Annotated in this window: 11 protein-coding genes and 1 tRNA gene; 6 read left to right on the top strand and 6 right to left on the bottom strand. The window is 74.2% G+C overall.

From position 1 onward, the window contains the following. Positions 1-5: 5 nt before the first annotated feature. A tRNA-Met gene (locus CLV52_RS15115) sits at positions 6-79 on the top strand. Between the two features lie 79 nt (positions 80-158). On the opposite strand, the gene CLV52_RS15110 is transcribed toward CLV52_RS15115, so the two are convergent. The 3 genes from CLV52_RS15110 to CLV52_RS15100 are packed head-to-tail and all read right to left on the bottom strand — an operon-like array spanning position 159 to position 3,243. After that, the gene (locus CLV52_RS15110; RefSeq protein ID WP_133767182.1) at positions 159-1,682 is read right to left on the bottom strand and encodes an FAD-binding oxidoreductase; all 1,524 of its coding nucleotides are present in this window, start codon (positions 1,680-1,682) and stop codon (positions 159-161) included. An 18-nt stretch (positions 1,683-1,700) separates the two neighbouring features. Next, on the bottom strand, positions 1,701-2,327 hold the full coding sequence (locus CLV52_RS15105; protein WP_133767181.1) for a class I SAM-dependent methyltransferase: 627 nt from the start codon (positions 2,325-2,327) through the stop codon (positions 1,701-1,703). Between the two features lie 37 nt (positions 2,328-2,364). Then, complete coding sequence (locus CLV52_RS15100; protein ID WP_133767180.1) at positions 2,365-3,243, bottom strand: LacI family DNA-binding transcriptional regulator; 879 nt, start codon at positions 3,241-3,243, stop codon at positions 2,365-2,367. A 174-nt stretch (positions 3,244-3,417) separates the two neighbouring features. Here CLV52_RS15100 and CLV52_RS15095 point away from each other — a divergent pair, with 174 nt between their 5' ends. Continuing rightward, positions 3,418-3,870, top strand: coding sequence for a hypothetical protein (locus tag CLV52_RS15095; RefSeq protein ID WP_133767179.1), 453 nt, complete (start codon positions 3,418-3,420; stop codon positions 3,868-3,870). A 310-nt stretch (positions 3,871-4,180) separates the two neighbouring features. On the opposite strand, the gene CLV52_RS15090 is transcribed toward CLV52_RS15095, so the two are convergent. Beyond that, the gene (locus tag CLV52_RS15090) at positions 4,181-4,825 is read right to left on the bottom strand and encodes a GNAT family N-acetyltransferase (protein WP_133767178.1); all 645 of its coding nucleotides are present in this window, start codon (positions 4,823-4,825) and stop codon (positions 4,181-4,183) included. Positions 4,826-4,866: 41 nt separating this feature from the next. Beyond that, the gene (locus CLV52_RS15085; RefSeq protein WP_133767177.1) at positions 4,867-5,544 is read right to left on the bottom strand and encodes an SDR family NAD(P)-dependent oxidoreductase; all 678 of its coding nucleotides are present in this window, start codon (positions 5,542-5,544) and stop codon (positions 4,867-4,869) included. An 87-nt stretch (positions 5,545-5,631) separates the two neighbouring features. Between CLV52_RS15085 and CLV52_RS15080 the strand changes: the two genes are divergently transcribed. Further along, a complete protein-coding gene (locus CLV52_RS15080; RefSeq protein WP_133767176.1) occupies positions 5,632-6,423 on the top strand; it encodes a carbon-nitrogen hydrolase family protein in 792 nt (263 codons plus the stop codon). On the opposite strand, the gene CLV52_RS15075 is transcribed toward CLV52_RS15080, so the two are convergent. Next, entirely contained in the window at positions 6,402-7,616 is a 1,215-nt protein-coding gene (locus CLV52_RS15075) for an aminotransferase class I/II-fold pyridoxal phosphate-dependent enzyme (protein WP_133767175.1), read from the bottom strand. The genes CLV52_RS15080 and CLV52_RS15075 overlap by 22 nt on opposite strands. Before the next feature lie 103 nt (positions 7,617-7,719). Here CLV52_RS15075 and CLV52_RS15070 point away from each other — a divergent pair, with 103 nt between their 5' ends. The 3 genes from CLV52_RS15070 to CLV52_RS15065 are packed head-to-tail and all read left to right on the top strand — an operon-like array spanning position 7,720 to position 11,218. Then, on the top strand, positions 7,720-9,114 hold the full coding sequence (locus tag CLV52_RS15070; protein ID WP_133767174.1) for a S1C family serine protease: 1,395 nt from the start codon (positions 7,720-7,722) through the stop codon (positions 9,112-9,114). A gap of 2 nt (positions 9,115-9,116) precedes the next feature. Beyond that, the gene (locus CLV52_RS18515; protein WP_162850876.1) at positions 9,117-9,287 is read left to right on the top strand and encodes a hypothetical protein; all 171 of its coding nucleotides are present in this window, start codon (positions 9,117-9,119) and stop codon (positions 9,285-9,287) included. 44 nt (positions 9,288-9,331) lie between these two features. Next, on the top strand, positions 9,332-11,218 hold the full coding sequence (locus tag CLV52_RS15065) for an alpha-amylase family protein (RefSeq protein ID WP_133767173.1): 1,887 nt from the start codon (positions 9,332-9,334) through the stop codon (positions 11,216-11,218). The last annotated feature ends 3 nt before the right edge of the window (positions 11,219-11,221 follow it).

The following is an 11,221-nucleotide window of genomic DNA, read 5'->3' as shown; positions in this document are numbered from 1 at the left end:
TGCATCGCGGGGTGGAGCAGTTCGGTAGCTCGCTGGGCTCATAACCCAGAGGTCGTAGGTTCAAATCCTGCCCCCGCAACACAGCGCTCAGACGAGCGAGAAGGCCCCGGTCGAACGACCGGGGCCTTCTGCGTTCCCTGGACGGCCGGCTCTGGCGGTCAGACCCAGTGGGGCTGCCGGAGGAGCCCGTCCGGGTCCGCGGCGCGGGCGATGCCGCGCAGCCGCTCCGTGTTGCCGCCGAAGTAGGCGGACGGATCCGTGATCGCCGCGTCGCAGTAGTTCGCGTAGGCGGCGTCGCCCCACGACGGCCGCATCGCCGCCCGGAAGCCGCGGACGACCGCGTCGAAGGGGGCGGGATCGGCGCCGTCGGCGAAGGTCGCCGTGTACTGCGCGGTCCACAGCGCGGACCGCCAGGGGAAGGCGGTGTCGGTCGCGGCGGGGTCGGCGACCGCACCGCCGAGCGCGTCGAGCGCCACGCCGCCCTCCGTCACGCCGGCGACGGACGACGCCCCCTCGACCTGGCCGACGAGCGTCCGGATCCCCACGGCGTCGAGCGGCTTCGTCCCGACGGAGGACGTCGCCGCCTCGGACGCCCGGGCGCCGTTCCCGGCGAGCGCGCGCATCGCGGTCCCGTACGACGCGGAGGTCGCCGTGTGGGCGAGTGGCGTCGCCCCGGTGTCGCGGATGAAGCCGTCGACGGCGGCGTCGGCGGCCGTCCTCGGCCCGGTCCAGGTCCCGGAGACGGTGACGGACGGGCCGCCCGGGTGCCGGGTGCCGCCGAGGAGCTTGAGGGACGACCAGAGCCGGCGGTCGGCCGTCGGTGCCCAGCGCTGCCAGGCGGCGACGACGTCCGCCGCGGCCGCCCACGGGAAGGCGATCCCGAAGGTGAGCACCTCCGGCGCGGGCCGCGTGCGGAAGGTGAGCGAGGTGACCGCGCCGACCGTGCCGCCGCCGCCCCCGCGGCAGGCCCAGAACAGGTCCGGCTCCGCGGTCGCGCTGACGCGGTGCTGCCGTCCGTCGGGGGTGACGAGCGTCGCCGCCGTGAGCTGATCGCAGGTGAGCCCGAACGAGCGCACGAGCACGCCGAGGCCGCCGCCGAGCGTGAGCCCGCCGATCCCGACGGTCGCGCAGGAGCCCGCGCCGATCGCGCGTCCCGCGGCGGCGAGCCGCTCGTACACGTCGAGGAGCCGTGCGCCCGGGCCGATGGTGACCGTGCCGCCGTCGGAGGCGACGTCGATCGACCGGAGGTCCGCGGTGCTGATGACGAGCGAGCGCGGCACGTCCGTGCCCGGCGCACCGCCCGCGGACCAGCCGGTGTACGAGTGACCGCCGGCCCGCAGCGCCACGGGCATCCGCGTCGCCCTGGCGAACGCGAAGCCCGCCGCCACGTCCTCGGCACTCGCGACGCGGAGGATGCCGAGCGGGTCCGCGTCGTCGTAGCGCGGGTTCCGCAGCACCCGTGCCGCGTCCCACCCGCTCGACCCCGGACGGAGGAGCGTGCCCGTCGTGGCGGCGGCGAGGGCGCTCCAGGTGGCGGGGCCCGTCGGCGTCGGCACCGGCTCGGTCGTCGCGGTCCGGGTCGGAGGCGTCGGCGATCCGTCGGTGCAGGCGGCGAGCAGCCCCGACATCCCGACGCCGACGGCGGTCGCGACGGCCGCTCGGCGGCTCACCCCTGTGCTCATCCTCGCCTCCTCCGTCGTTCAGTCGACGCGGCGCGCTCGGACGGCGGCGTTGCACCGACCGTTCGGCGTCCGCCACGTCCGGGCGTCGAGCACCGCGAGCCCGACGGCTTCGAGCGCCCCGGTCATCGTCGCCATCGGCCAGGTCCAGCCGGTGATCACCCGATGGTCGAAGGGCTCGATCCGGTCCCCGGCGAAGAACCCGACGAGCATCGAGCCGCCGGGCCGCAGCCCCTGCGCCAGCCGGCGCAGCACGTCGGGGACGAGCGCCGGGTCGGTGTGGATGAGGGAGAACCAGGCGAGCACACCGCCGAGGGACCGGTGCTCCGGCTCGAGCTCCCGGAGGTCGCCGAGGCGGAAGACGATGCCCGGGTGCGTCCGCCTGGCGTGGGCGAGGAGCCGCGGGGTCGCGTCGACCCCCTCCACCTCGATGCCGCGGTCGTGCAGGTACCCGCTCCAGTGCCCCGGCCCGGAGCCGACGTCGAGCACCGGTCCGGTCAGGTCGGCCGCCCATGCGCCGATCGCCGCCCGGTCCTCCTCGCCGACGCGCTCGACGGAGCCGACCAGCTCGATGTAGCGGTCGGCCGCCTCGTCGTACGCCGCGGTCACGTCGCTCAGCGCCGGCGTCGCCGCCGCGGTGTCGCTCACGGCCGCAGTCCACCATCCGGCGGCGACATCGCCGACGTCAGCGTCGCCGGGACAGCAGGCCGAGGAGGCCGCCGCGCCGCGCGGGCGGAGCGGCCGCGCCGGGCGGGGCGGTGGTCGACCGCGGGACGAGCGTCAGTTCCGTCTCGAGCCGCTCGAACTCGGTGATGCCGAGCACGCGCTCGACCGCCGCCTCGCCGATCGCCGGGACGTCCTGACGGAAGGTCGTCAGACCGCGCGCCGCCGCTCCGACGTGGTCGTCGATACCGATCACGCTCAGGTCACCGGGCACGCCGAGCCCGAGGTCATCCGCCGCGTCCAGCACGGCGAACGCGAGCTCGTCCGCCACGACGAAGACCGCGGTCGGCCGGTCGGGGTCGGAGAGTAGCGCCGTCGCGGCGCGGTGCGCGGCGTCATGGGTGAACTCGCACGGCACGACGTGTGATCCCGCCTCGAGGCCCGCATCCCGCATCGCCTCGCTGTAGCCGCGCACCCGGTCGGTCCGCATCGAGAAGTCGTCGGGGGAGGTCGCGTACCCGCCGAGGTGCGCGATCGCGCGGTGCCCGAGGTCGAGGAGGTGCCGCGTCGCCGCCGCCGCCCCCGCTGCGTCGTCCGGCAGGATGCTCGGCAGCCCGTCGCAGGCGCCGCCGATCACGACGACGGTCCTGCCGTGGGCGCGCAGGCGCGCGACCTGGTCCGGCTCGAACTCGAAGTGCACGGCGACCGCGCCGGCGCAGTCGGGGTCGCCGAGCGCGGCGTCGAACCCGTCCACGACGGCGCTCCGACCCGCCCTCCCCGGCGCTTCGACCTGCACCTCGACCGCGAGGCCGTCGCGCGCCGCGCGCCGCCGGACGCCGTCGAGCACGGCGTCGAAGTACCAGTTGTCCTGGAACGGGACGGCGACCCTGATGTGCGGCATGCCCCTCCTTCGCGGTCACCGGACGATACGGCACGGACGACAGCGGGCGCGGGAGGTGCGCGCCGCTGCCGGTGCGGCGCGTCGCGGGCCGACGGAATGGTTCTCCCTGCGCTACGGGACGCCGGCGCTACCATCCGGACCGGGTACCGCGATGGCGGCCGAGCGGAGGCGGGCGTGACCGACGACGGGGACAGGCGCGCGCGCTACGAGCGCTTCCTCTCGGAGGCCGCGCTCGCGCGCGAGCACCCCTGGTGGCGACCGGGGGCGATGCGGCCGGAGGAGCGGGAGCGTCTCGTGCGGATCGGGCTCGCAATGGTGCTCGGCGACCGGGCGGGCGACATCCGCGTCCGCCGCGGCGATGAGGACACGATCTGGGCGACGGACGGCACGCACGGCTTCGGGTTCCCGATCGACATCGTCCTCGGCGACGACCCGCGCACCGTGCTGGAGCACGACCTCGAGTGGCTCGTCGACGAGCTCTGCGAGACGGCGGTCGCCTGGGCGAAGCGGTTGCCCGAGTGCCCCCTGCACCCCGATTCGCACCCGCTCGGGCTCGTGGTGTCCGACGGCCTCGTCACGGCGTCGTGCCCGGTCGCGGGGGAGACCGTCCGCTTCGCGGGCTACTGAGGTGCGCGCCGTGTCGCGGTGACCGCCCGGCCCCGCGTCTTCAGCGGTCGCACCGGTCACAGCGGGTTCCCGGCCGACCGCCCTACCGTTCGCGCACGCTCGGACGGGGTGACGAATGCGGCTGTCCGCGCGAGGGCCGGGACGAGCAAGGCGCCTCGGACGACCCGCGTCCCGCTCCACATGCGGCCCGCAGGGTGGGACGCGGGCCCCGGCCCCGAGCCGGGACCCCGTCGCTCGGCGGGCGCGATGCGACAAGGCGGGCGCGCTGCAGCGCCCGTTCTTGTCGCGAAGCGCCCGGCAGCGCGCGGCGTCAGTCGAGCAGCTCGGGCAGCGCCGCCTCGAGGCCGGTGATCCCGAGCGTCCAGTCCGGCCGCTTGAACGCGTCGCGCTCGAGCCGGACGCGCTGCTCCGTCTGCGCCTCGCCCGGGCGCTTGACGACCCGGCTGCGCCCGTTGTCCTCGTAGCCGAGCGCTCGCGACACGGCGAGGGAGGCGCGGTTCCAGGTGGCGGCGCTCGACTCCGCGAACTCGGCGCCCAGGTGGTCGAAGGCGAACAGCAGCGTCGCGGCCCGCATCTCCTTGCCGAGACCGAGCCCCTGCTGCGCGCGGGTCAGCCACGAGCCGGTCGTCACCGTGCGGCGGACGCCGAAGTCGGACGCCGACACGTCCTGGATGCCGATCGGCACGCCCTCCCGCAGCACGGCGAAGCTGAGGTCCCACGTCCCGGCCCTGACCCGCGAGCGCTTGCCCCACTGGTACTGCGCGAAGCCGCGGCGCAGCGCCTCGGGCTCCGCGTCCGTCCACGGCACGCCGAACGGCATGACGTCCGGGTCGTGGATGCCCGCCTCGACCGCGGCGAGGAGGCCGGACAGGTCCTCGTCGCGCACGATCCGGAGGTGGAGGTTCGGGCTCCGGAGCTCGAGCCCGAACAGCGGCCACGCGTCCTGCAGCGACATGGACCGAGCCTAGGGAGCGGACGGTGCGACGCGCCGGGAGCTCAGAGCGTCGTCACGCCCCGGACCCGGTGGCCGATCGCGATCGACTCGCCCGACACCGCGCTGAGCGGCGACGTCAGGAATGCGACGAGGTCGGCGATCTGCTCCGGGGACGACTGACCGCCGGCGCCGGGCCGCACCTCCGCCTCCGGCTGCTCGCTGACGATGCCGGGACTCACCGCGGTCACCGCGACGCCCGTGCCCGCCAGCGAGTCCGCCAGGTTCTTCGCGATCACGATCGTCGCCGCGTTCCGCACCGAGCCGGTGATGCTGCCCGTCACGAACGCGTTCTGGCCGCTCAGCACGACGATCCGGCCGTAGCCCGCGTCGCGCATCGCGGGGACGACCGCGTTCGCGATGCGCAGGAATACCAGCGCCTTCGCGTCGAACGCGTCGATGACCTGGTCCGGGTCGCTGTTCCGCGCCGGGTCGAGCGTCTGCGCGGACGGCGCAGCGCTCACGACGAGCGCGTCGATGCGCCCGTGCTCCTCGAGCACCGCGGCGACCGCGCGCCGCACGGACTCGTCGTCCCGCCCGTCGAGCACGACACCGTCCGCGGCGTGCCGGGACGCGACCACGACGACCGCGCCCTCCGTCCGCAGCCGCTCGACCACGGCGGAGCCGATCAGGCCGGCACCGCCGACGACGAGCGCGACCCGGTCCTGCAGCTGGAGATCCACGACCCGCACGGTAGCGAGCGCTCCTCCCACGTCCACCGTGAGGAGGCGCGCTCGCCGCGGTCCACGACCGCCTCCTACGATCGGGGCATGATCCGGGTGGCGGTCGCGCAGTTCGCTCCGGGTGTCGACACGGCGGCGAACCTCGACGCCGTCCGCGATCTCATCGCGAAGGCGGCCGGGCAGGGCGCCGACCTCGTCGTGCTGCCGGAGTACGCCTCCTTCTTCGAGCACCGGATGGGGCCGCGGTTCGCGGAGCACGCGCAGCCGCTCGACGGCCCGTTCACGGCGGGGGTGCAGGAGGCGGCCGCGGCAGCCGGCGTCGTCGCCGTCTTCGGGCTCGTCGAGACGGCGTCGGGGGAGCGGTTCCGCAACACCGCGGTCGCCGTGTCCGGCGAGGGCGTCGTGGCGACCTACCGGAAGACGCACCTCTACGACGCGTTCGGCGCGACGGAGAGCCGATGGGTCGAGCCGGGCGCGCTCGAGCCGCCCGAGACCTTCCTCGTCGGCGACCTCCGCGTCGGCCTGCAGACCTGCTACGACCTCCGGTTCCCGGAGGTCACCCGCGTGCTCGCGGACGCCGAGGTCGACCTCGTGCTCGTCCCGTCCGACTGGGTGCCCGGACCCGGCAAGGTGCACCACTGGCGCACGCTGCTCACCGCGCGCGCGATCGAGAACACGGCGTTCGTCGCGGCGGCCGGGCAGATCCCGCCGGAGGGCGTCGGCACCAGCCTGATCGTCGGTCCGTCCGGGGAGACGCTCGCGGAGCTCGGCGAGGATCGCGCCGTGGCGGTCGCCGACCTCGACCCGGCCCGCGTGCGGGAGGTGCGCGCGGCCAACCCCGCGCTGCGCCTCCGCCGCTACACCGTGCTGCCGCGTTGAGCGAGGGTCGCGAGCCGCGTCGACGCCTCCGCGAGCACGCCGGGCGACTTGCAGAACGCGAACCGGACCAGTGACCGCATGCGCGCCGCCTGCTCGTCCCGGCAGAACGCGGAGACCGGGACGCCGACGACGCCCGCGAGGGTCGGGAGGCTCCGGCACAGCTCGGCGCCGTCGGGGAAGCCGAGCGGCGCGCCGTCGACGATGACGAAGTAGCCCGCCCGCGGCACGGAGACGGGGAAGCCGGCCGCCTCGAGCCCCGAGACGAGCGTGTCGCGCCCGGTCTGCAGCGTCCCGGCGATCGACGCGAACACCTCGTCGGGCAGGTCCAGGCCGGCGGCGATCGCCGGCTGGAACGGCGCCCCGTTCACGAACGTCAGGAACTGCTTCACGGCGAGCGCGGCGGAGACGAGCTCCGCGGGTCCGGTCAGCCAGCCGATCTTCCAGCCCGTCGTGCTGAACGTCTTGCCGCCCGAGGAGATCGAGATCGTGCGGTCCCACGCTCCGGGCAGGGCCGCGACCGGGACGTGCCGGGCGCCGTCGAACAGGAGGTGCTCGTAGACCTCGTCGGTGACGATCAGCGCGTCGTGCCGTTCGGCGGCCTCCACCACGACGCGGAGGAGCGCCTCGTCGAGCACTGCGCCCGTCGGGTTGTGCGGGGTGTTCAGGAGGATCACGCGCGTGCGGTCGGTGATCGCGTCCCGGAGGCGGTCCGGGTCGGGCCGGAAGGCCGGCCAGTCGACGGGGACCGTCCGGTGCACGCCGCCGGCCAGGGCGATGACGGCGCCGTAGGCGTCGTACGCGGGCTCGAGGGTCAGCACCTCGTCGCCCTCGTCGACGAAGGCGAGGAGCACGGCCGCGAGCGCCTCCGTGGCGCCCGCGGTGACGAGCACCTCCGTCTCCGGATCCACGCGGAGCCCGTACCAGCGCGCCTGGTGCCGTGCGACCGCCTCGCGCAGCACCTGCGTGCCGCGGCCCGGCGGGTACTGGTTGACCCCCGCGGCGATCGCGTCCTGCGCGGCCCGGAGGACCTCCTGCGGCCCGTCCGTGTCCGGGAACCCTTGACCGAGGTTGATTGCGCCCGTCGACGCGGCGAGCGCGCTCATCTCCGCGAAGATGGTCGTGCCCGGCACACCGTCGGCGGTCAGCAGTCCCGCTCCCGCCGCAGCGCGACGCCACGGTCCCGGCCTCCACATGCGAGCAAACCTAGAGGTCGATCCGTCCTAGGAAGGGCTCTGCCGGCTCATAGGAAACCCATGGGGCCGGCGTGCAGCCTGGGCGGGCTTTGGAAGGAGCACCATGACCGACAGCACTCCTCGACCGGACGCGGGCGACGGCGGCCACCTCGGCGACGACGCCGCGACGGCGCCGTTCGACCGCGAGCAGTTCGCGGAGCGGCCGGACACGGGCACCGCGGCGACGCCCGTCGCGACCGAGCCGCAGCCCGAGCCGAAGGGCGCGGCGTTCCGGCGTCGTGAGCGCCGCGGGCTGCTCATCCCGATCGCGGCGACCGCGGTCGTCGCGGCACTGATCGGCGGCGGCATCGGCGCCGGCATCGCGATCGCGGCGAACCCGCGCGCCACCGTCACCTCGTCCACGACCAGCGGCCAGGGCATCACGATCAACAACCCGTCGACCGCGACCGCGGTGTCCGCCGTCGCGGCGAAGGCGTCGCCCTCGGTCGTCACGATCTCCGTCTCGGCGACGAACGAGTCGGGCACCGGGTCCGGGATCATCCTGTCCTCCGACGGCTACGTCCTGACGAACAACCACGTCGTCACGCTGGACGGCGACAGCTCGAGCGGCACGATCTCCGTCACCGCGACGGACGGCCACATCTACGCCGCGAAGGTCGTCGGCACCGACCCGATGAACGACCTCGCCGTGATCAAGCTCACGAACGCGTCCGGCCTGACGCCCGCGCAGTTCGGGAACTCGAGCGACCTCAACGTGGGCGACAGCGTCGTAGCGATCGGCGCCCCGCTCGACCTGCCGAACACGGTCACGACCGGCATCGTCAGCGCGCTGAACCGCAGCATCGCCGTCGCCTCCTCGGCCGTGCCGAAGGGGCAGAGCGGCTCCGGCGGCGACAGCGGCGGCAGCGGCAGCCCGTTCAACTTCTGGGACTTCGGCGACGGCAGCGGCGGTCAGTCGCAGACGCCGGCGCAGACCCAGAACATCTACCTCTCGGTGCTGCAGACCGACGCGGCGATCAACCCCGGCAACTCCGGCGGTGCGCTGCTCGACGCGCAGGGCGACGTCATCGGCGTGAACGTTGCCATCGCCGGCACGGGCTCCGATTCCAGCTCGTCCGGGCAGTCGGGCAGCATCGGCGTCGGCTTCGCCATCCCCTCGACCGTCGCCAAGCGCATCGCCGACGACATCATCGCCGGGAAGACCCCGACGCACGGCCAGCTCGGCGTCACCTCGGTGGCGAACGAGACCGCCACGACGGGCACCGTCGCCGGCGTGAAGGTGTCCGAGGCGACCCAGGGCGGCGCCGCGGCGAAGGCCGGGATCCAGAAGGGCGACATCATCACCGCGGTCGGCAAGGTCCCGGTGACGAGCTACACCGACCTCGCCGGGCAGGTCCGCTCCTACGCGGGCGGCACGAGGATCCCCGTCACGTTCTCCCGCGACGGGAAGTCGCAGACCGTGACCGTGACCCTCGGCACCGCGTCAACCACCTCCTGATCATGGGCCCGGCGTGGGGCATCGCCGTCGTCGGCATGCTGGCGGTGCTCCTCGTCGTGTTCGTCCTCCGGATCAAGGCGCTCGGCGAGGGCTCCGGCCGCATGATCGCGATCGGCGTGATCGTGGGCCTGGCCCTCGTCGGCGTCGGCCTGCTCGGACAGCAGCTGGGCTGACGCGCTCCCTAGACTTCCGGGAACGGCAGGAACGGAAGTCGAAGATGCTCTCGCTCGCGCAGCAGGCCGTGGCGGCCAGAAGCCATGTGGACCGGCGGCTCGCCGAGGCGGAGGTCGCGGTCGACGACGCGTTCGCCCGCCGGCTCGACCGCCACTTCGCCCGGCTGTTCGAGCACTTCACCGACGTGTACGGCGAGCGGGGCGACTGCCTCGAGCAGCTCGCCGGTCTCGTCGTGGCGATCGCGCGCGCGGCCGCCGAGCGGCCCGACGACCTGCGGGCCCTCGACGCTGCGCGGGAGGCGGACCCGGACTGGTTCCAGGGCAACCGCATGCTCGGCGGCGTCTGCTACGTCGACCGGTACGCGGAGGACCTCGAGGGCGTCCGCGCGCGCATCCCGTACTTCCGCGAGCTCGGGCTCACCTACCTGCACCTCATGCCGCTGTTCCGCTCGCCGGAGGGCGACTCCGACGGCGGGTACGCCGTCTCGAGCTACCGCGAGGTGGATCCGGCGCTCGGCGACATGGCGCAGCTCCGTTCGCTCGCGACGGACCTGCGCGCGGCCGGGATCTCCCTCGTGGTCGACTTCATCTTCAACCACACCTCGGACGAGCACGACTGGGCCGTGGGCGCCGTCGCGGGCGACCCGGCGTACGCCGACTTCTACCGCATCTACCCCGACCGCACGATGCCGGACCTGTTCGAGGCGACGACGCGGGAGGTGTTCCCGGACGACCACCGCGGGTCCTTCGTGCAGCTGCCCGACGGACGGTGGATCTGGTCGACCTTCTACCACTTCCAGTGGGACCTGAACTACGCGAACCCGGCGGTCTTCACGGCGATGGCGGGGGAGATGCTCTTCCTCGCGAACATGGGGGTCGACGTCCTCCGGATGGACGCGGTCGCGTTCATCTGGAAGGAGCTCGGCACCGCGTGCGAGAACCTCCCGCAGGCGCACGTGCTGATCAAGGCCTTCAACGCCGTCTGCCGGATCGCCGCGCCCGGGGTGCTCTTCAAGTCCGAGGCGATCGTGCACCCCGACCAGGTCGCCGAGTACATCTCCCCGGAGGAGTGCCAGCTCTCGTACAACCCGCTGCAGATGGCGCTGACGTGGGAGGCGCTGGCCACCCGCGACGCCGCGCTGCTCTCGCAGGCGCTCGAGCGTCGGCACGCGATCCCGGCCGGCACCGCGTGGGTGAACTACGTCCGCAGCCACGACGACATCGGCTGGACCTTCGCCGACGAGGACGCCGCCGAGCTCGGCATCGACGGCTTCGACCACCGCCGCTTCCTGAACGCCTTCTACGTCGACCGGTTCCCCGGCTCCTTCGCCCGCGGGGTGCCGTTCCAGGAGAACCCGCGGACCGGCGACGCCCGCGTCTCGGGCACGACGGCCTCGCTCGCGGGCGTCGAGGCGGGGGACCGGTACGGCGTGCAGCGGGTGCTGCTCGCCCACTCGATCGCGCTCTCGACCGGCGGGGTGCCGCTCCTCTACCTCGGGGACGAGGTCGGCCAGCTGAACGACTACGGGTACCTCGCCGTCCCCGAGCACGCGGGCGACAGCCGCTGGGTGCACCGTCCGCCGTATCCCGCGGCGCGCTACGCGGAGCGGTACGACCAGGACACCGACGCCGGGGCGATCCACCAGGGGATCCGGCGGCTGACGCGGGTGCGGCGGCAGACCTCGCAGTTCGCGGGCGGTGCGCTGGTCGGCTTCCACGCGCACGACCCGCACGTGCTCGGGTACCAGCGGCCCGGCGTCGACGGCGCCGTCCTCGTGCTCGCGAACCTGTCCGACGAGGAGCGGGTCGTGCCCGCGGAGGCCTTCGCGGCGATGCCCGCGACGGCGCACGACCTGGTCACCGACGTCGAGGTCGACCTGTGGGCGGACCTGGTGCTCGGCCCGCTGCAGTTCCTCTGGCTCCAGCTCTGACGG

Source organism: Amnibacterium kyonggiense, assembly GCF_004364555.1.
In the GTDB taxonomy this organism is placed as follows: domain Bacteria; phylum Actinomycetota; class Actinomycetes; order Actinomycetales; family Microbacteriaceae; genus Amnibacterium; species Amnibacterium kyonggiense.
The sequence above is the reverse complement of the archived record's forward strand: the minus strand, read 5'-3'. Positions and strand labels throughout refer to the sequence as shown.

Bases quoted from the DNA above. Each gene is read 5' to 3' on its own strand.
- CLV52_RS15110 (WP_133767182.1), bottom strand. From the start codon at position 1,682: ATGAGCACAGGGGTGAGCCGCCGAGCGGCCGTCGCGACCGCCGTCGGC.
- CLV52_RS15100 (WP_133767180.1), bottom strand. From the start codon at position 3,243: ATGCCGCACATCAGGGTCGCCGTCCCGTTCCAGGACAACTGGTACTTC.
- CLV52_RS15090 (WP_133767178.1), bottom strand. From the start codon at position 4,825: ATGTCGCTGCAGGACGCGTGGCCGCTGTTCGGGCTCGAGCTCCGGAGC.
- CLV52_RS15080 (WP_133767176.1), top strand. From the start codon at position 5,632: ATGATCCGGGTGGCGGTCGCGCAGTTCGCTCCGGGTGTCGACACGGCG.
- CLV52_RS15075 (WP_133767175.1), bottom strand. From the start codon at position 7,616: ATGTGGAGGCCGGGACCGTGGCGTCGCGCTGCGGCGGGAGCGGGACTG.
- CLV52_RS15070 (WP_133767174.1), top strand. From the start codon at position 7,720: ATGACCGACAGCACTCCTCGACCGGACGCGGGCGACGGCGGCCACCTC.
- CLV52_RS18515 (WP_162850876.1), top strand. From the start codon at position 9,117: ATGGGCCCGGCGTGGGGCATCGCCGTCGTCGGCATGCTGGCGGTGCTC.
- CLV52_RS15065 (WP_133767173.1), top strand. From the start codon at position 9,332: ATGCTCTCGCTCGCGCAGCAGGCCGTGGCGGCCAGAAGCCATGTGGAC.